At 54.9% G+C, this 18242-nt stretch carries 19 protein-coding genes; 13 read left to right on the top strand and 6 right to left on the bottom strand.

The window, feature by feature from the left end:
- The first annotated feature begins 42 nt into the window (after window positions 1-42).
- Window positions 43-492 (top strand): YtoQ family protein, encoded by a 450-nt coding sequence (locus BUC32_RS09455; RefSeq protein ID WP_073251955.1) that lies wholly within the window; start codon window positions 43-45, stop codon window positions 490-492.
- A gap of 48 nt (window positions 493-540) precedes the next feature.
- Here the strand turns inward: BUC32_RS09455 and BUC32_RS09450 are convergent, their stop codons facing one another.
- Entirely contained in the window at window positions 541-1239 is a 699-nt protein-coding gene (locus BUC32_RS09450; protein WP_073251953.1) for a glutathione S-transferase N-terminal domain-containing protein, read from the bottom strand.
- A 144-nt stretch (window positions 1240-1383) separates the two neighbouring features.
- On the opposite strand from BUC32_RS09450, the gene mscL reads away from it, so the two are divergent.
- Window positions 1384-1818, top strand: coding sequence for a large conductance mechanosensitive channel protein MscL (mscL, locus tag BUC32_RS09445; RefSeq protein ID WP_073251951.1), 435 nt, complete (start codon window positions 1384-1386; stop codon window positions 1816-1818).
- An 89-nt stretch (window positions 1819-1907) separates the two neighbouring features.
- Window positions 1908-2708, top strand: a complete 801-nt coding sequence (locus BUC32_RS09440) for a mechanosensitive ion channel family protein (RefSeq protein WP_073251949.1) — start codon at window positions 1908-1910, stop codon at window positions 2706-2708.
- A 42-nt stretch (window positions 2709-2750) separates the two neighbouring features.
- Here the strand turns inward: BUC32_RS09440 and BUC32_RS09435 are convergent, their stop codons facing one another.
- Window positions 2751-3743, bottom strand: a complete 993-nt coding sequence (locus tag BUC32_RS09435) for an Lnb N-terminal periplasmic domain-containing protein (RefSeq protein ID WP_073252123.1) — start codon at window positions 3741-3743, stop codon at window positions 2751-2753.
- A gap of 148 nt (window positions 3744-3891) precedes the next feature.
- Window positions 3892-5004: an alanine dehydrogenase gene (gene ald / locus BUC32_RS09430; RefSeq protein WP_073251947.1), complete on the bottom strand. Its 1113-nt coding sequence runs from the start codon at window positions 5002-5004 to the stop codon at window positions 3892-3894.
- 142 nt (window positions 5005-5146) lie between these two features.
- On the opposite strand from ald, the gene BUC32_RS09425 reads away from it, so the two are divergent.
- Complete coding sequence (locus BUC32_RS09425; protein WP_073252121.1) at window positions 5147-5605, top strand: Lrp/AsnC family transcriptional regulator; 459 nt, start codon at window positions 5147-5149, stop codon at window positions 5603-5605.
- Window positions 5606-5608: 3 nt separating this feature from the next.
- Here the strand turns inward: BUC32_RS09425 and BUC32_RS09420 are convergent, their stop codons facing one another.
- A complete protein-coding gene (locus BUC32_RS09420) occupies window positions 5609-6589 on the bottom strand; it encodes a P1 family peptidase (RefSeq protein WP_073251945.1) in 981 nt (326 codons plus the stop codon).
- 234 nt (window positions 6590-6823) lie between these two features.
- Between BUC32_RS09420 and BUC32_RS09415 the strand changes: the two genes are divergently transcribed.
- Window positions 6824-8032: an aminopeptidase P family protein gene (locus tag BUC32_RS09415; protein ID WP_073251943.1), complete on the top strand. Its 1209-nt coding sequence runs from the start codon at window positions 6824-6826 to the stop codon at window positions 8030-8032.
- Between the two features lie 105 nt (window positions 8033-8137).
- Here BUC32_RS09415 and BUC32_RS09410 read toward each other — a convergent pair whose 3' ends face one another.
- Window positions 8138-8479 (bottom strand): cupin domain-containing protein, encoded by a 342-nt coding sequence (locus tag BUC32_RS09410; RefSeq protein ID WP_073252119.1) that lies wholly within the window; start codon window positions 8477-8479, stop codon window positions 8138-8140.
- Window positions 8480-8701: 222 nt separating this feature from the next.
- Here BUC32_RS09410 and BUC32_RS09405 point away from each other — a divergent pair, with 222 nt between their 5' ends.
- The 8 genes from BUC32_RS09405 (at window position 8702) to BUC32_RS09365 (ending at window position 16303) form a co-directional block, all read left to right on the top strand.
- Window positions 8702-9778: a coiled-coil domain-containing protein gene (locus tag BUC32_RS09405; protein ID WP_073251941.1), complete on the top strand. Its 1077-nt coding sequence runs from the start codon at window positions 8702-8704 to the stop codon at window positions 9776-9778.
- 201 nt (window positions 9779-9979) lie between these two features.
- A complete protein-coding gene (locus BUC32_RS09395; RefSeq protein ID WP_073251937.1) occupies window positions 9980-11101 on the top strand; it encodes a hypothetical protein in 1122 nt (373 codons plus the stop codon).
- A 73-nt stretch (window positions 11102-11174) separates the two neighbouring features.
- Window positions 11175-11444, top strand: a complete 270-nt coding sequence (locus BUC32_RS09390) for a hypothetical protein (RefSeq protein WP_073251935.1) — start codon at window positions 11175-11177, stop codon at window positions 11442-11444.
- Window positions 11441-13378 (top strand): AAA family ATPase, encoded by a 1938-nt coding sequence (locus BUC32_RS09385; protein ID WP_073251933.1) that lies wholly within the window; start codon window positions 11441-11443, stop codon window positions 13376-13378. The genes BUC32_RS09390 and BUC32_RS09385 overlap by 4 nt, the downstream gene beginning before the upstream one ends.
- The gene (locus BUC32_RS09380) at window positions 13375-14028 is read left to right on the top strand and encodes a hypothetical protein (RefSeq protein WP_073251931.1); all 654 of its coding nucleotides are present in this window, start codon (window positions 13375-13377) and stop codon (window positions 14026-14028) included. The genes BUC32_RS09385 and BUC32_RS09380 overlap by 4 nt, the downstream gene beginning before the upstream one ends.
- A complete protein-coding gene (locus tag BUC32_RS09375; RefSeq protein ID WP_073251929.1) occupies window positions 14025-15368 on the top strand; it encodes a DUF6638 family protein in 1344 nt (447 codons plus the stop codon). Before BUC32_RS09380 ends, BUC32_RS09375 begins: the two co-directional genes overlap by 4 nt.
- Window positions 15369-15372: 4 nt before the next feature.
- Window positions 15373-15639 (top strand): hypothetical protein, encoded by a 267-nt coding sequence (locus BUC32_RS09370; RefSeq protein WP_073251928.1) that lies wholly within the window; start codon window positions 15373-15375, stop codon window positions 15637-15639.
- 10 nt (window positions 15640-15649) lie between these two features.
- The gene (locus tag BUC32_RS09365; protein WP_073251926.1) at window positions 15650-16303 is read left to right on the top strand and encodes a DUF1523 family protein; all 654 of its coding nucleotides are present in this window, start codon (window positions 15650-15652) and stop codon (window positions 16301-16303) included.
- Window positions 16304-16354: 51 nt separating this feature from the next.
- Here BUC32_RS09365 and xsc read toward each other — a convergent pair whose 3' ends face one another.
- Window positions 16355-18130 carry a sulfoacetaldehyde acetyltransferase gene (xsc, locus tag BUC32_RS09360; RefSeq protein WP_073251924.1) on the bottom strand — a complete coding sequence of 592 codons (1776 nt, stop codon included), beginning with the start codon at window positions 18128-18130 and terminating at the stop codon, window positions 16355-16357.
- Window positions 18131-18242 lie beyond the last annotated feature (112 nt).

Here is an 18242-nt window from a genome sequence, read left to right as displayed (position 1 = left end):
CACGCGCTACCCAAGGCCAAACAGATTTAAAGGAGCCCACCCATGAGCCTCAATGTTTACCTGTCAGGCGAAATTCACACCGATTGGCGCGAACAGATTATCGATGGCTCCAAGGGGCTGGATATCTCTTTCAACAGCGCTGTCACCGACCATGACGCCAGCGATGATTGCGGCGTTGCGATCCTTGGGGCCGAGCCAAACAAGTTCTGGCATGACAACAAAGGTGCCAAAGTAAACGCGATCCGCACCCGCAAAGGCATTGCAGATGCGGACGTGGTCGTCGTGCGCTTTGGCGATAAATACAAACAGTGGAACGCGGCCTTTGATGCAGGCTACGCCGCCGCCCTTGGCAAATCTGTCATCGTTCTGCACGGCGCAGATCATCAGCATGCACTGAAAGAGGTCGACGCCGCCGCCCTCGCCGTGGCCGAAGAACCCCGCCAGGTTGTCGAAATCCTGCGCTATGTTCTCACTGGCGCATTGCCCGGCTGATCGTGACGAGTTCGAGGAAATCGGGGGCCATTGCGGCCCCCTTTTGGTTTACGGGCGGGGTGGGATGTTGATCCCTTTTTGAACCGCAGGCCGTGCGTGGAACCGTTCAATATAGGCCACAACATTGGCCAGGTCGTTCAGGCCAACGATCTCTTCCGCCTCATAAAACGCCAAGGCGCTCAGCCATGGGGCAATGGCGATATCAGCGATGGAATAATCACCGGCAATCCACTCCTGGCCTTCCAACTGTTTGTCGACAACCGCCAGCAACCGTTTGGCTTCGTTGATATAGCGTTCACGTGGACGCGGGTCTTCGATCTCGGATCCGGCGAATTTGTAGAAATACCCAAGCTGGCCCAACATTGGTCCGAGGCCACCCATCTGGAACATCAGCCACTGGATTATGGTCGCCTTTTCGGCAGCTGTCTTACCGATCAGCTTGCCGGTTTTCTCGGCCAGATAGATCAGGATCGCACCGCTTTCAAACACTGTCACAGGTTCGCCATCCGGCCCGTTCGGATCAATGATTGCCGGGATTTTGTTGTTCGGGTTCAGGCTCAGAAATTCCGGGCTTTTCACATCCGCATCCGCAAGCGTCACCAGATGCGCCTCATAAGGCAGGCCAATTTCTTCCAACATGATCGACACCTTCACACCATTGGGTGTCGGAAACGAATACAATTGCAGAACGTCTGGGGTTTCTGCGGGCCATTTGGCATTGATCGGGTGGTCGATAATGAAAGGCATCTGCGTTCTCCTGTTGTGCGTTACGGGGAAGATATGCAGTTTTTCCCATCAAACCAGAGCCGTTTCCGTGCGAAGGACAACATGGTACTCTGCAAATACGCAGAGAGAACAATCAACCGCGCGAACAGGATAGAGAGGGACATTATGCTTAAAGAGTTCAAAGACTTTATTGCCAAGGGCAATGTGATGGACATGGCCGTCGGTATTATTATCGGTGCTGCCTTTACCGCCATTGTCAAATCCATGGTGGGTGATCTGATCAACCCCATTGTTGGATTGTTTATGGGCGGTGTTGATTTCAACAACCTCTATTTTGTCATTTCCGGCGAAGTGGCAGATGGTACAAGCTTGGAAGCTGCCCGCGAAGCAGGCGCCGCTGTGTTTGCTTATGGTGCCTTCATTATGGCGATCATCAACTTCCTGATCATCGCCTTCGTGGTGTTCATGCTGGTGCGCTATGTGAACAAAGTGAAAGAAGCTGCCGCCGCAGAAGAAGAGGCCGCACCGGTCGAAGAAGAACCGGCCGGTCCAAGCGAGCTGGATGTGCTTCTGGAAATCCGCGACTCGCTTAAAAAATAGCAATTTCGCCAATTGGCGCTAGAACAGCTCTTGTGGAAACACGAGGGCTGTTTCTATGAGAACAGTACAAAGATTCTTGGAGCAGAACGATGGATCAAATACTTGAATACGCGGGTACGTTGGGCCCGCTCATAATAGCAACGATTAAGGCGTTTATCGTCCTGATTGTCGGTTGGACAGTGGCCGGTGTGGTCGCCCGTACCGTGCGCCGCAAGGTCAACGCCAGCGAAGAGATCGATAATACGTTGGGTAATTTTGCGGCCTCGATCGTTCGCTGGGTGATTCTGCTGATGGTGCTGATTGCGGTTCTGTCGATTTTTGGCATCGAAGCGACATCGCTCGTGGCGATGATGGGGGCCGCGACGCTGGCCATTGGTCTGGCACTTCAGGGCACGCTCAGCGATCTGGCCGCCGGTTTCATGCTGATCCTGTTTCGCCCCTACAAGCTCGGCCAATATGTAGATATTGGCGGCACTGCCGGGACGGTTAAGGATCTGAATCTGTTCATCACGGAATTGGTGACACCGGACAACGTGCAAATCATCGTGCCCAATGGTCAGGCCTGGGGCGCTGTGATCACCAACTATTCAGCACATGATACACGTCGCGTCGATCTGACATTTGGGATTGATTATGGCGACGACGCCAACAAGGCGATGGAGATCATTTTGGCCGCAGCCGCTGCAGACGGGCGCATTCTGAGCGACCCTGAGCCTTGGACTCGGGTGACCAATCTCGGCGACAGCTCGGTCGATATCACTGCCCGCCTTTGGTGCAAAGCTGACGATTACTGGGATCTGAAATTCACCCTGACCAAAGACGTCAAAGAAGCCTTTGATCGTGACGGCATTTCTATTCCGTACCCGCACACCGTCATGGTGAAGCCGTAAGAACGCCCAGGGCCCGAACCCATGAGCGGTTCGGGCCTTTCCTTATTCGCCCCGGATCACGCGGGAATAGTTTTGTCCGGGCTCCATGGCCTGTGCTAGGGCCGAGACTGCCGCACGCGTCCGAATATCCCCAAACGGTTCTGGCCAGTCGAGCATGCCGGTTTCTGCAAAGTACTCTGGCAACCCTCCCGACAGCACAAACCGAAGGTCAAACCCGCGATCAGGCGCAAAACTGCGCACCAGCCGGTAGATCACAGTCGTGCAGTTGGCGGTAATGGTGTTGTACCAAAGCGGCTTTTCAGCGAGCCGATTTCCCAGTTGCGCATAAGACAGGAACAGCGCGTGCCGCGCCTCGGCGTCCACTTTTAGTGGATAAAGATAGACGTCCTCCAGAGGGTCCCGCGCATTGGTTCGCAAGTACAGAATGTCTTGTTCTTTTGCGGCGATCAGCGACAACTCAAATTGCTTGAACAACCCGCCCAGTTCGGAAAACTCCTCGCCCAGTTCTTTGCGAATTTCGACGGAAAAGACGATTTGCTCGCCGTCATCAAAGCCAAAACTGATAAGGACATGAGCGATTTTTTCGAGCCCCCAGTAAGACAACGCCGCCTCAACACTATCCAGTTTGTTGAGGTCATAGGTCTGAGTGTCCCAATTGGCGTCAAAATCTGTGGCACTGCGCCAGTTGAAATTGCGGATATTACGCAATGTGACGTCTGACCCGTCGATCTCGGCCGTCACACTTTGCGCCAGTTCCGGCGCCCAGACGCGATCATTGCGCGGGGAAATCTGAACCCACCAGGCAAAAACGGCCACCAGAGGCATCAAAGCCAGCCCCAGCATTCGGATGCACTGCGACCGGGACACCAGCGCGCTTATAACCAGCCCAACGCCAACCGCTCCTAAGGCGAGCGCGGCAAAACGATTGAGACCTTGGGGTAAGTGAAACCACAGTGCCCCGCCGGCAAGCCCGTACCCCAGCAGAATGACAATTGAGATCAGTCCGAGAACCAGAAATCTTAGAAAACTATACAACTCTTTCACCTATATGCATTTGCCATCCCATGGATTTGAGGCCCAAGATAGGGCCAAGTTCCCTCTGGCGACAGAACAAAAAAACCCGGCGACCAAGGGCCGCCGGGGGTGTTTCTGTCATCGCTAAAACAGCGAGAGTCGAGATGCCTTAGAGAACCGACTCTGGTGCAACCGAGTCCAGACCCAAAGCCGTTCCAACGGCTTCGTAAGTCAGCTGACCGGCATGAACGTTCAGACCGTTCAGCAGGTGAACGTCGTCGGCACAGGCTTTGCGCCAGCCTTTGTTGGCCAGGGCCAGCATGAACGGCAGAGTGGCGTTGCCAAGCGCGATGGTCGAGGTACGTGCAACCGCACCCGGCATGTTGGCCACACAATAGTGCATGATGCCGTCTACGTCGTAGATCGGATCAGCGTGTGTGGTGGCTTTGGACGTTTCAAAGCAACCGCCTTGGTCGATAGCAACGTCTACCAATGCAGCACCGGGCTTCATTGTGGCGAACTGCTCGCGACGCACCAGTTTCGGGGCTGCGGCACCGGGGATCAGAACCGCGCCAATGACCATGTCAGCCGTGGTCAGCAACTCGGCTGTGTGGCCTGCTGACGAGAAACCGGTTTTGAATACGCCGCCGTAGACGTCGTCAAGGTAACGCATACGTGGCAGCGAACGGTCCAGTACGGTGACGTCTGCGCCCATGCCAGCGGCGATGCGCGCCGCATGAGTACCAACAACACCGCCGCCGATGACGACAACTTTGGCCGGGCCAACACCGGGAACGCCGCCCATCAGAACGCCGCGGCCACCGTTGGCCTTTTGCAGGGTCCATGCGCCAACCTGTGGAGCCAGACGACCGGCAACTTCCGACATCGGTGCCAGCAAGGGCAGGCCGCCAGAACGGTCTGTCACGGTTTCATAAGCAATCGCAGTACAGCCCGAGTCCAGCAGGTCTTTGGTCTGAGCGGGATCGGGTGCCAGGTGCAGGTAGGTGAACAACAGCTGACCTTCGCGCAGCATTTTACGCTCGCCGGGCTGAGGCTCTTTCACTTTGACGATCATGTCGGCAGTGGCAAAAATTTCTTCTGCGGTGTCGATGATCACGGCACCAACGGCAGAGTAATCTTCGTCCGTAAAACCAGATCCGATACCAGCGCCGGCCTGAATAACAACGTCATGGCCGTTTACGATGGCTTCATAAGCTGCGTTTGGTGTGACACCTACGCGGAACTCTTGTGGTTTGATTTCGGTGGGGCATCCGATTTTCATGTTAGGTTTCCTTCCCTGAATTTGTCTGCGCACAAACTGAGGGAGGTTGTTGTGAAAGTGCTGCATTTTTACGCGAAATAAAAACATGCAATTCGAAGAATCTTCGATTATTCTGGCAAAATACGCAAGAGGATGCTGTCAGATGAGTTTGGACCAAACGGATCGTCGGATTTTGAAGGTATTGCAGAAGAAAGGCCGAATCTCGAACTCGGACCTCTCGGATCAGGTGAACCTGTCCCAATCCGCCTGTCATCGACGGGTTCAGCGGCTCGAGGCAGACGGGTACATTCGCGACTATGTTGCCCTGTTGGACGCGCGCAAAATGAGCGTTCCGACAACGGTGTTCGTCGAGATTACTTTGTCCGCGCAGGCGGATGAAGTGCTTGAGGCGTTTGAAAAGGCCGTGTCGCGTATTCCCGACGTGTTGGAATGTCACCTTATGGCGGGATCGGCGGATTACCTTCTCAAAGTGGTGGCTGAAAACACCGACGACTTTGCCCGTATTCACCGGCAATATCTGGCGCGCCTGCCCGGTGTCGCCCAAATGCAGTCGTCCTTTGCGCTGCGTACTGTGTTCAAAACCACTGCGCTGCCGGTTTAGCCTCTACCGATAGGCATAGCTTGGCACTGTGTCCTTGTCCGCAGGGGTGGCGTGGAACACGCCGCGCGCAATCGCCCGCGCCAAACACGTTGCCGCCGCATGACCCAGCCACAATGTATCCAACGCCGGATTGTCCAGCGGCTTGGCACCGGTTGACACACCATAGATCAGATCCCCGTCCATTGGCGTGTGCGATGGCACCAGCGCACGCGCCATGCCGTCATGAGCGGCAGTGGCCAGCCGCGTACACTGGCTTTGGTCCAGCGCCGCATCGGTGGCCACTATCGCGATCGTGGTGTTGGCAGCGTGACTGGCCATTTTGGTTCGCGGCAAGCCCCTGGGATAGCTCTGTGCGACACCCAGTCCACCAAATTCATTGTCCGTTTCAAACGGGGCCGCCCAAAAATGGCTATCGTCTACGGTTGCGTCCCCCAAGGCGTTCACCGCCACCAAAGCCCCAACCGTGTGTCCCGAAGGCAAAACCACACTTGCCGAACCCAACCCACCTTTCAAAGACGCCAGCGTTGCGCCGGTTCCGGCCCCAACAGTCCCAAGGTCAAACAAGTCTGACGCGTCAGCCAAAGCTTCGGCACCCAGTTGTTTATAAGGGTTCTCAGACCAGCTTTTGTCGCCACCATTCAACAAATCAAACAGGATCGCTCCGGGTACAATCGGCACAATCTGATCGCCAACCGGAAACCCGCGCCCCTGTAATCGCATGGCATCCGCCACCCCGGATGGCGCATCCAGGCCAAAGGCCGAGCCACCCGACAAGACCAAAGCATCAACTTGTTGCACTGTTTTGTCCGGCGCCAGCAAATCGCTTTCTCGCGTGCCCGGTGCGCCACCCATCACCTGCAGGCCTGCGGTAAAGGCCATGTTAGAAGTAAGCACCGTTACACCGGTCTTGATCGTGGCGTCGCTTGCATTACCAACGACAAGCCCCTCAACGTCGGTTATCAGGTTCCGTTTGCCAGCCTGCATGTCTGCTCCTGTTGTTTTGCCATGAGCCTAGCGGCTTGTCCGGGCGGTGCAAGAGCTCGGGCCTGAGTAAAAGTCTAAATCCGACGTGTTTCACGCCGGGAACAGGCTTGAAGCCGGCATTAAAACCCGCCAAGATCGGGTTCAGGCAAATGGCGATGGCGTCGCCACATCCCCAAAGGGATGCGCTTTTTCAACAGTCCTGAACGCCGGGACCTCTTTTACGGGAGGTCAAAAATGACTGCACGTCCAGAATTTTATCGTTTCCACAATGGCCAAAAGGCCGGTTTGCAATTTGCAGATGACGAATACGCATCGCGTGTCGAAGGCCTGCGCAAGATCCTTGCTGACAAAGGCGTGGATGCCGCTGTGTTCACGTCGATGCACAACATCTCTTACTACTCGGGGTTTACCTATTGTTCGTTTGGCCGGCCCTACGGGCTGGTGGTCACAGCGACCGAATGCGTGACCATTTCGGCAGGCATTGACGCGGGCCAGCCATGGCGGCGCTGTTATGGTGATAACATCACCTACACCGACTGGCAGCGTGACAACTATTGGCGGGCGATCCTGTCAGTGGCAGGACCGGGCAAAATCATTGGCTTTGAAAGTGATCACCTGTCGTTGTTGCAGATGGGCAAGCTCGAAGCCTTTCTGAAACCAAGCCAGATGATCGACCTTTATGATGCGACGATGCACCAGCGCATGCACAAAAGTGCCGCTGAGATCGAAATGATCCGCGCCGGAGCGGCGGTGGCTGATGTGGGTGGCTATGCCATTCGCGATGCCATCAAAGAGGGCGTGCGCGAGATTGATGTGGCCATGGCGGGTCGCGACGCGATGGAGGCGGAAATTGCCAAACGGTTCCCGGATGCCGAGTACCGCGACACGTGGGTGTGGTTCCAGTCCGGGATCAACACTGATGGCGCGCATAACCCCGTCACCGGACGGCGGCTTGAGCGCGGCGATATTCTGTCGCTGAATACCTTTCCGATGATCTCGGGCTATTACACCGCGCTTGAGCGCACGCTGTTTGTGGGTGAAGTCGATGAGGCCAGCCTGAAGCTGTGGGAGGCCAACGTCGGTGCGCATGAACTGGGGATTTCATTGTTGCAACCCGGCGCGTCCTGCGCCGAGGTTACCCATCAGATCAACGATTTCTTTGCCGAGCGTGATCTCTTGCAATACCGAACCTTTGGCTATGGGCACTCGTTCGGGGTTTTGTCGCATTATTACGGTCGTGAGGCTGGTCTGGAATTGCGCGAAGACATCGATACGGTGTTAGAACCCGGCATGGTGATCTCAATGGAACCGATGTTGACGGTGGCGGACGGCCAACCCGGCGCTGGTGGCTACCGAGAGCATGATATTCTGGTGATTGGCGAAGACGGCAACAAAAACATCACGGGCTATCCTTATGGCCCCGAATTCAACATTGTCGGGTAGCCCGGTATCTCATTGTCGCGCCTTGCGGCGCGGCAGTTTTTTACGGCCTCCCCGAATTGGGGAGGTCGTTTGCCTTCGGCGAGAGTATTTTTGACAAGGTGAAGATCAAAGACGAATGACATAGTCTTTGCGTGTGGTCTCGATCACTTCCCATGTGCCTTTGAAACCGGGGCGCAGGATAAAGGCATCGCCGGCATTGAGGGTTGTGGCATTGCCGTCAGCGTCGGTGAGGATCGACACGCCGCTGAGGATGCGAAAGTATTCCCACTCATCATAGACGACCCGCCATTTGCCCGGCGTGGATTGCCAGATGCCGGCATAAAGACCATCGGTTTCTTCGAGGTTCCAGGTTGTGAACTTTGGATCACCCTCAATCAGGCGATCCGCAGCAGGGGTGTCGTACTCGGGTTCGACATTTGGTGAAACGGATTGCAGCAAGTCAGACATGATAGCCTCTGGAATTGTCAGTTTCTGTTGGCGTTCCTTTGACAGAGTTCGGGTCAGCAGCGCAAGCACCTGAGACGATTTGCCAAACAACTGACGCGCTTGGGTCTTTTTTTGTGCGTGCTCATTTGCAACACTTGGGACAACAATGAAAGACGCCCTGATGTAAACTAAATTTACATTACCCATATCAGGGCCAAGGTATTGAAAGTAAGGGGAGAGTTTATGTCCAATTTTGATGCGCAGGTGCGCGAATCCCAGGCGCAGGTCGAACAAGCGCAATCCAAAATTGCCGAATTGACCGGACGGATAGATGCTGCGCGCGCCAAAATGAAGACTGGCGATGATATTTCCATCGATATCGAAAACGCGACGCTTGATGATGTTCATGCCCATACGGACGTGATGAACGCCAATATCGCCGAACTGATTATGGGGCTGGACGATGTGACGGCTGCCTTCTCAAAAGACTTTGATGAGATGCGCGATAAAACCGGCTGGGAAAGCTTTGTTGGCGTGTTCAGCCGTGGCAAGGCCGAGACCATGCGTCAGGAACGCATTAAAACCGCCAACATTGATGACAAACTGCAGGACCTGATCGCCAAATCTGATGTGATCACCCAGTTGCTTGAAGGTCAGTTGACCGTGCTGAACGAGCAAAAGGACAAGGTTGAGAGCAACCTTTCTGAAACGCTGGATGAACGCGAAGCGACGGTTGGCGCGCTGGAGGCCGTTAAGACCGAGATCAAGGGCATGGATCCCAGGATCATCGAATTGGAAAACAAGATTTCCGTCGAACAGGATGCCGCCGCCCGCACACAGCTGGAGACCGAACTGGCCGCGCTCAACAATCAATACAACGCTCTGGTGCAGGACGAGCAGGTCAAAGTGGCCAAATCCCAGACGCTGGAGCGGTATATTGAAAAGGGCAAAACCTGGATCGATTCCCTGCAAAATCAGGCCGCGACCCAGATGGTGCTGATCAACAAGTTACAGACCGACACCAAACAACGGGTTGTGCTGTATGATGCCCTGTCAAAATCGCTGAAAACCGCACAGCAACAGGACGTCGCCCACCGGATCAACGAAATTGGTGTTGAGACCGACAAAGAGGCACAAGCTTCTATGGCCGCGATCGGCACCGCCACCAACCAACGTATGGCCGACATGCTGGAAGCCCACGAAGACCACATGGTGTTTGCCCGCGACGTGCTCGAGGCCAAGGCCAAAGCGGATGAACGCTTTGCCCGCCGGTTCGAGAAGATCGTCGAGAAGCACGATAAGAACCTGTATGGTGGCTGATTTGCGAATCCGGACCGCAATTCGCTCTAGTTCTGTTTGGGCCGCTTGGGCTAAGGAGATTCTTCCAACAATATGGACTTGGCCCATCTTGCTTTGGTTCCTTCCTCAGTTCTGGGTGCTTGTGTCCGGATGCTTCTTGGCCTTGGCAATCACCGGTTTCTTCGTTGCAGAGTTCCGCGTTGAGCAAAAGTTAGCTGCCAAATGACTGACACCACCGCCGACCACAAAGCGCTGCGCGACACCTATGCCTCACGCCGCTACTTCAAAAAATTCGAGGCGATCACCGACCATCTGACGCGGGTGGCGGGCGCGCGGGCCGCAGATGGCGCGCTCAGCAATGAAGACGTGCGTATCCTGACCCGCTATTTGGCCAGGATTTCCTACACATTTCGCGCTCTATCCATGAAGTACCTTCTGGTGGGGCGCGAGACGGGCCAGTTCTTTGGCTCTCTGTCAATGGATGCGGTCGAAAGCGGCTTTCCGGTATTCAACGAATTGTTGGTCATGGCCAATGATGCACAACAGGCGCAAAGCCATCTGCGCAACATGCCCCCGGTCGAAGACCTCAAGGACCAGATGCTGCGCGTCATTATTGGTGATCGCGATGTGCCGACCAAACTGCAATTCGCCCTGTCACAACGGCTGTATTACGAAGAACTTCTGAAAGGCGAAATGTTCTGGGCGCAGAACCACCCGGAAATCCAATGGGTCAGAAATCTGGAAGACGACCGTCGCGGATTTATGATCCATTGGGCGGTCTATGACAGTCAGGTGAACCTGCCGACGATCTATATGATGGAGGTCGAGGATTCCGGGCGCACCGCCCTGCCCAAGGATGAACGCCGCTGGCCTGAGGTGCAGATGCATCTGATGGGTCAGGCGCTGGGTGGATTGAAACTGGTGACGATTGCCCGCGGCTTTGACGAAAGCTTTGATGATCTGCACCCCAAGCGTCTGCGGCGTTATCATGTGGGCCCGATGTATTCCTCGGCCTTTACGCAACAGGCCGGGCCGATCCGTCAAGTTCTGGAAAACGCCCGCTCACCCGAGGGTGAAGACTGGGCATTGGCGTGGACTGTCGAGACGCTGGAAAGCGAACGCGTCACAGAGGAAAAATCCGGCTGGTTTTCGACTGTTGAACGCGAGGTTTTTGCGCTCGATCCATTTTCGGGGCGCGGCGTCGACACCGGCGCCACAACGACCGAACGCGCCATTATCTTGCCGCAGCGCCCATATCAGGTGCTCGAAGAGCTGAACCCGCCGGGGTTCGCTGCGGTGCGGAAGTATGTGGTTAGTCCACAGGGGCGAGTGCTGAGCTATTGATTGAAAAGTAAGTGGGAGAGAGCCCCACGGACGTCGCGGTTTTGAAGAGTGTTAAGAAGAAAAGGAAATTGGTGTGAAAAAACTGAAATCGGTTCTCGAGTCACCCTGGCACCCCATTTCTTTGGGCGTAGTTCTTTATCTGATTCCCTTTCTTCCAAGTGGCGTGATCGAAAGCCTGCCGGATATTTTTCCTTTTTCTGCTCCATTTGGTGGCACTATCTTCACATCCGGCACGTTGATTGGATTGGGATTGGCCAATCGGGCCTGGTTGAAGCGAACGAAGGGCTGGGTAACACGCGAAGAATTCGAATTGAATGGCGGCAAAATGGATGCTGAAACATGAGTTTGACAGCTGATCAGATGGAACTGCGCGAAGAAGATATCCAAAAGCACTATGATGCGGCTTATGGGTTTCTGGATGGCTTTGATCACACCCCCCGGATCGCCAAAGGACGCGAGGCTGCGGCGGTTCCTGAACGGTCTTCGGGCATCGGAACACGCCGTCGGTTTCGATCAACCACACCGGGGCTTGTCACCCGCTCCACAGCCCGTCCCGAAGGTGTGCATCTGGTGGAACGGATCGAAGGTGCGGATGGTGATGATCCTCTGATTAGCCCTGCGCAGGCCAATGTCCTGAACAGCTTGCGCCGGGCGATAGCCATCGCGCTTGCAGTAGGTGAAAACTTTGCTGAAGCCTCGGGTCTGGCCGATCTCAAGCGGGACAATCTGGCCGGGTCTTTGGGGGCAGATCGCAAGTCTGAGTTCTCAGAACTCTTGGCGGCCGAGGCGCTGTCTGTTCTCTATGTCTTTGCAAATACAACATCTTTCCTGCTTTCGTCATTTTCCGGTGAGGTTCAGGTCGAGGTCGGGCAAGTCGAAGAAATCCTCACTGACAATGCCCCCCTGGCCCTGCACGGCGCCTTATGGGAATTGGATCAGGACATCGCCGCCTTGGTCTCAGGCGAAGACCGGCTGATCCCTTGCATCCTCGCCTTTGCCGAGCAGGTGATGGAAAAGGTCGCCTTGCGTGCACAGTCCGCCGCGCGGCTCGGCGCCTTTACCGGTGCCAGTTGGAAGGTCGAGGCAGATGACCTTACAATTCAAGGGTTTACACCCGCTCGCGCCGCCAAAGGCACGACGTTGACGATGACCTTTAAGAAACCGAACGAGGTCGTCGGCAACCACATCGCCAAGTATCAGGCGATGAAGCTGGCCAAAATGCTGATGGCCTATGATTTTGATAGGAAACTCAACCCCTTCGCCGATTTGGGCGGGTTCATTTTCACTTTCATGGGCGATGGTATGCCGGGCACTGGCAAGACCACTTTGATCCAGATGATGGCCGGTTTGATCAACGATTACTGTCAGGTTGCGGGCTATCCGTTTCGCTATCAAAACCTGTCGACCGACAACATAGACAGCTATCAGGGCAAGTCCGGCCAAAACGCAAAAGCGTTTATCGACAATATCTTAGACCCGATGGCGATTGGCTTTGGCACCATCGACGACATCGACCAATTGGCAGGCAAACGCGGCGACCGGCAGTCCTCGGCAGGGCAGTTAGAGATCACCGCCGTCCTGATGGAGAGCTTTGCCGGCGCCAACACCGTGGTGCGCGGTAACTGTACCTTTGGCATGTTCTCAAACTACCCTGAGAACGTGGACGATGCCCTGCGCCAACGCGCCGGGGCACGGTTCCTTGTCGATGGCCCCAAGACCCGCGACGACTATATCGACATCCTCGCGCTGTTGATGGGCAAGAACCACGATATCCCTTTGGGAAATCACGATTTATTTGAGGCACAAGCCATTCAGAAGGCCGTGGCCGCATCGTTCGAATCCCACTCCCGCCCACATGAGGCCGGGTTGATGAACGTGTTCGACAAGGTCCACGATCAGATCGGCGGGCTCGACACGATTGCCAAACTCGGCACCTACCTCAAAGCCATCCAAGAGGCCGACCCGCGCTTTACCGGCCGTGCGATCAAGAACATCACTGACGCGGTCAAGGTCCGCGCGATGGACTTTGAACTGCCCGACGAATGGATGGAAAACCCCGAGCTGTTCCTGTTCCAAACCTATGAACGGAAAAAGGATATGATCAGCGCCCTGCGCGTGCCGATCACGGTCGAGATGGTGGTGCAGGAAATCAACCGCTACGCCGATTCCGAGTTCCGCTATGCCGACAAATCCGACGAGGTGGCGATTGAAAACATGGTGCGGGATTATGGCCGTCAGGAAGAGGCCAAGCGGCGGTATTTGGAGGGGAAGGGGTGATTCTTAAATTATACAAAGACTTTGCGGCAATAGTCGGTTTGCCCGTTTTTCTATTGGTATTGGTAATCTACTTCGGAGGGCTTCCCCTTGAGGAGTTCGAAAGATTTGTTCGAAAGTACAGCGGAACGATAATATCGTTAGGAACTCTAGCCCTAATTTCATTTCTCGCTCTACTCACGTCTCGCATGGCAGATCAATCTGCGGATAGCCGGAACCGTCTTGCTGAGCAAGCTGCCGAAAGGAGAGAAGAGTTAGTTGCGGAGGCAACTGATCGAAGAGAGGCGCTGAACCAAAGGGTTCAAGCGGAACTGCAGATTTCCCGGTTTCGCCAAGCTTGGATAGATGAGACTAGAAACGAAGTTGCTGAGTTCTTGCAGTTGGCTTTTCATCGCGAAACTACAGAACAAATTGCCCGAATGTTTTATTTAGATCGAAAGATTAAGCTGCGCCTTAATGAACAAGAGGAATTGGCTTCGGAACTTGTTGACGCTCTCGGCGATCTCACTCCAGATGAAGAGCAAACCGAAGATGAGCATTCACAAGCAATTGTTGATGCGACAGAGGCGGGAAACAAGTTTCTTCGAAATGAATGGCGCCGCCTAAAAACGGATATCCGTGAAGCACTTCTCTTGGAGGAGGACGCAAATTGAAACGCCTCATCGAACGCGGCCTGATGTTTGGCAATCTGATTGAGGTGGCCTCGCCGGTATTGGTCGAGCGCTATAACCGCGCGCTCAGGCATCTGACAGGCAAGACCACGCAACTATCTGATTTTCATATCGATATCTCGGGCTATTCCCCTGAGATCGGTGATGAGTTGGGGGATGATCTGTACCTTAACCAAGGTGGCTGTAACCGGCAGTTCATCCTGCTCACGACCGAGCAAAAGACCGCGCCGCTCTTGAATGCGCAGTTCTCAACCAGCCGGGGCATTCTGAAACAATTCATCATCGAAAATGAACCGCAGCTTTTTGCCCTGACCGCCCGCGATTGCGTGGCGGGTGAGTTGGTAAATTCCGTGTTCAGCGTCTCGGATCCCACCCGCCTGTTCGACATTCGAAAAGTCGAGGTCGAGGCCGACACCACAGAAGGCACCCTGCGCGATGCGGACAAGCTTGGGGGCATGGTCGACACCTTCAAAGGTGAAGAGGACGCGTGGTTTGACGACGTGTTGATCGCCGACATGATCACGTTGGCCAAACGCACCGGTGATGTGACGCGTAATCCGGTGCGGCTCAAACATATGTCTTTCCAGCAAGATAATTTTTGGACGGCACATTTTGGTGGCATGTATGTGTTTCGCGGGGCCGATCACCCGGCGGTAATTTCAAAGGAAAACAAGGCAGATCTGGGCAAACTACCGATCAAGTACACCTTCGACTTCCGAGACAAAAACCAGATCGCAAAGTTCTTTGAATACAATGATCTGGTTGAACCCATTGTCAAAGCGCGCGGCATCGATGCCAGCGCCATTCTGCGCCAGAAGATGGATTTCATTGTCGTGGATGCGGCGCAGGATGCGGGCTTGGATCTGACCGGGGCGACCAGGCGCGATATCCGCGCTCTGGCCCGTAACAATGCGGATCATTTGCCCGAAGAATACCATGCATTGCAAAAACTGGTGAGCTGGGCCGAAAGCGAAGGCCGCTGGCCGCGTATCACCAGCGATCATCCAGCCTATTTCTATACGCTGCGCGCGGCAGATACGCCGGACAAGGATTTGGTCAATATGCTGCTCGCGGAACTGGCCCCAAAGGATGTGCGGCAATTGTTCATCTGTCACAAGGAAGCGTTCTATCGCGCCTATGCAGGCTGGACTGAGACAAAGAAGTCTTATGTGGCGGATTTTCTGGACCGTGAGTATCAGGCCGACAAGACCGGTGCACGGGCCGCGCTTTTCGGGCATGATGCCCCCATGGAAGAACCAGAACCCGCCCGGCAGGACGATCTGATTGCCCGGGTTGGTCCCTGGGGCGCGTTGAGGAGGTAGAGATATGTTTGCAATGGCACGTTTGATGGTGATTGGCTTTGTGGTGCTGACCATCGTCTATGTTTGCCTGTCGTTCTATTCGCGCGCGGTTCGGCGAGGAAAACTCAACGCGAAGTGGGACGAAGAGGGCATGACCGGCGACAAGGATGCGTGGGTGCAAGAGGGGCTTAAGGATTACGACGGCTCGTTGCGTCGCAAACTGATCCTGGGTGTCTATATCATTCCGGTGATCCTGATGATCACCATCATTTATCTGACGAACTTCAGTTAAGGGGGCCGAAATGGTCTATGTAAAATGGGTATTCTGGGGCACGTTCTGGGTGCTTGTGGCGGCGTTCTTTCATTATACGCTGCCACAGAACGATATCGTGCGGGTTGCCGATACCTATGAAAAGCGGATTGATTTCGGCGAGAACTCAATCTTTTGGGCGAAAGAAGATGCAGGTAGTGCCGTTGGCGGTGCCAACCGCGACGTCTTTTTCATACAGACGTTTTATGAAAATGACCGCCCAATGGTGTTTCGCAATGAGGACACCAGCTGGGGTTGGCCACCTTATTTCAAATTCGACACCTCAAATTTGCAGGCTGAAGCAACCGATCTGAAATCTGTCAAAGAGTCACCGAACTGGGTGGCCGTCAAACACTATGGCTGGCGCAATGAGTTTTTGTCGATCTACCCCAATGCTGTTGGGGTAAAGTCGGTGGAAGGGCCGGACGTGCGGATCATTCCGTGGCTCAATATCGCGATCCTGATCGTGTTCTTTGCCATTGTCTGGGCCATCTATGTGCGCTGGCGCAGATTCCGTCAGGCGCGGATTGATCCCGTACTTGAGGATATGGGCGATAGTTTTAATGTTGCCGGAGATCGGATTGCAGAAAAACGCGGTCGGTTCAGCCGATGGTTGAACAGTTGGAAATCCAAACCAAGGAAATGAAAAAAGGCGGGGTTTTGACCCCGCCTTTTCTTTTCGTTTTGAAGGTGTCGCTTAGTCGACGATCTGCGGGCGCATGTCGTCGGCGCTGATGCCAGCAACTTCAACAGGCTTTTTCATCGCATCACGACGGAACGGATCACCCAGTTCCTGGTTGATCATGGCTTCGATCAGGGTGGTGATACCGTTCTTCTGATCTTTCACAGCCTGATCCAAAGCGGCAGTCAATTCGTCCTGAGTGCGGGCAACAACGCCTTTCAGACCACAGGCGTTCGCGATGCCGGCATAGGACACTTGCTGGTCCAGTTCGGTGCCAACAAAGTTGTCGTCAAACCACAGAGTCGAGTTACGCTTTTCCGCGCCCCACTGGTAGTTGCGGAAAACGATCTGAGTGACGGCAGGCCATTCTTCGCGACCAATCGCGGTCAGTTCGTTCACAGCGATCCCAAAGGCACCATCGCCCGAGAAGCCAACGACCGGCACGTCCGGGCAGCCGATTTTGGCGCCAACGACAGCCGGCAGGCCATAGCCACAGGGGCCAAATAGGCCCGGAGCCAGATATTTGCGACCTTCTTCAAAGGCGGGGTAGGCGTTACCGATGGCGCAGTTGTTACCGATGTCGGACGAGATGATCGCCTCGGTTGGCAGAGCGGCCTGAATGGCACGCCATGCCATGCGTGGGCTCATCCATTCTGGTTTGTCCGCGCGGGCGCGTTCGTTCCAGTTGGTGCCGGGATCGTCGTTCTCGGATGTCATCGAGCTCAGTTCTTGCGCCCATGCCGATTTGGTTGTCGAGATCAGATTTCTGCGATCATCACGGCCAGCGTCGCCAGCAGTATCACCCAAACGGGCCAGCAGGCTTTCGGCGACTTTCTTGGCGTCACCAACGATACCAACAGTGACATCTTTGGTCAGGCCGATGCGATCTGGGTTCAGGTCAACCTGAATGATTTTGGCGTCGGTTGGCCAGTAATCGATCCCATAGCCGGGCAAGGTTGAGAATGGGTTCAGACGCGTGCCCAAAGCCAGAACAACGTCGGCCTTTGAGATCAGTTCCATGCCAGCTTTTGAGCCGTTGTAGCCCAGAGGGCCAGCAAACAGTGGGTGCGAACCGGGGAAGGCATCGTTGTGCTGATAGCCAACGCAAACCGGTGCCGACAGACGCTCAGCCAGATCAGCAGACGCAGGGATGGCGCCAGCCAGAACAACGCCTGCGCCGTTCAGGATCACGGGGAATTCTGCACCAGACAACAGGTCAGCTGCTTCTTGCAGAGCTTCGTCACCGCCAGCAGTTCGGGCGAACTCAACGATTTTCGGTAGTTCGATGTCGACCACTTGAGTCCACATGTCGCGCGGGATGTTCATTTGAGCAGGGGCTGAGGCACGCTTGGCCTGCAGGATCACGCGGTTCAGAACTTCGGCGACACGAGATGGGTCACGCAGCTCTTCCTGATAAGCGACACAGTCCGAGAACATGCGCATCTGTTCCATTTCCTGGAACCCGCCCTGACCAATGGTCTTGTTGGCAGCTTGTGGCGTGATCAGTAGAACCGGAGTGTGGTTCCAGTAAGCGGTTTTCACAGCGGTCACAAAGTTTGTGATGCCGGGACCGTTTTGCGCGATCATCATTGACATCTTGCCAGTGGCGCGTGTGTATCCGTCGGCCATCATGCCGCCGGAGCCTTCGTGGGCGCAGTCCCAGAAGCTAATTCCAGCCTTTGGAAAGATGTCCGAAATGGGCATCATAGCCGAGCCAATAATCCCAAATGCATGTTCTATCCCATGCATTTGCAGGGTTTTGACAAAGGCTTCTTCTGTGGTCATTTTCATTGGTGAATCACTCCTTGGGCGCGCAGGCCATTTCTTTTAAGAATTTACGAACCAGCGGCAAACCGGGTTAGGGCCAGTATTGACGTTGGCGTAGGTCCAGATTGTGGTGTGA

The sequence above is a fragment of the Shimia gijangensis genome (genome assembly GCF_900142085.1).
In the GTDB taxonomy this organism is placed as follows: Bacteria; Pseudomonadota; Alphaproteobacteria; order Rhodobacterales; family Rhodobacteraceae; genus Shimia; species Shimia gijangensis.
Note: the sequence above shows the minus strand (reverse complement) of the source record. Positions and strands in the feature narration are given on the sequence as shown.

Bases quoted from the DNA above. Each gene is read 5' to 3' on its own strand.
- BUC32_RS09450 (WP_073251953.1), bottom strand. From the start codon at position 1,239: ATGCCTTTCATTATCGACCACCCGATCAATGCCAAATGGCCCGCAGAA.
- BUC32_RS09405 (WP_073251941.1), top strand. From the start codon at position 8,702: ATGTCCAATTTTGATGCGCAGGTGCGCGAATCCCAGGCGCAGGTCGAA.
- BUC32_RS09455 (WP_073251955.1), top strand. From the start codon at position 43: ATGAGCCTCAATGTTTACCTGTCAGGCGAAATTCACACCGATTGGCGC.
- BUC32_RS09395 (WP_073251937.1), top strand. From the start codon at position 9,980: ATGACTGACACCACCGCCGACCACAAAGCGCTGCGCGACACCTATGCC.
- mscL (WP_073251951.1), top strand. From the start codon at position 1,384: ATGCTTAAAGAGTTCAAAGACTTTATTGCCAAGGGCAATGTGATGGAC.
- BUC32_RS09385 (WP_073251933.1), top strand. From the start codon at position 11,441: ATGAGTTTGACAGCTGATCAGATGGAACTGCGCGAAGAAGATATCCAA.
- BUC32_RS09440 (WP_073251949.1), top strand. From the start codon at position 1,908: ATGGATCAAATACTTGAATACGCGGGTACGTTGGGCCCGCTCATAATA.
- BUC32_RS09370 (WP_073251928.1), top strand. From the start codon at position 15,373: ATGTTTGCAATGGCACGTTTGATGGTGATTGGCTTTGTGGTGCTGACC.
- xsc (WP_073251924.1), bottom strand. From the start codon at position 18,130: ATGAAAATGACCACAGAAGAAGCCTTTGTCAAAACCCTGCAAATGCAT.
- BUC32_RS09415 (WP_073251943.1), top strand. From the start codon at position 6,824: ATGACTGCACGTCCAGAATTTTATCGTTTCCACAATGGCCAAAAGGCC.
- BUC32_RS09410 (WP_073252119.1), bottom strand. From the start codon at position 8,479: ATGTCTGACTTGCTGCAATCCGTTTCACCAAATGTCGAACCCGAGTAC.
- BUC32_RS09420 (WP_073251945.1), bottom strand. From the start codon at position 6,589: ATGCAGGCTGGCAAACGGAACCTGATAACCGACGTTGAGGGGCTTGTC.
- ald (WP_073251947.1), bottom strand. From the start codon at position 5,004: ATGAAAATCGGATGCCCCACCGAAATCAAACCACAAGAGTTCCGCGTA.
- BUC32_RS09365 (WP_073251926.1), top strand. From the start codon at position 15,650: ATGGTCTATGTAAAATGGGTATTCTGGGGCACGTTCTGGGTGCTTGTG.
- BUC32_RS09425 (WP_073252121.1), top strand. From the start codon at position 5,147: ATGAGTTTGGACCAAACGGATCGTCGGATTTTGAAGGTATTGCAGAAG.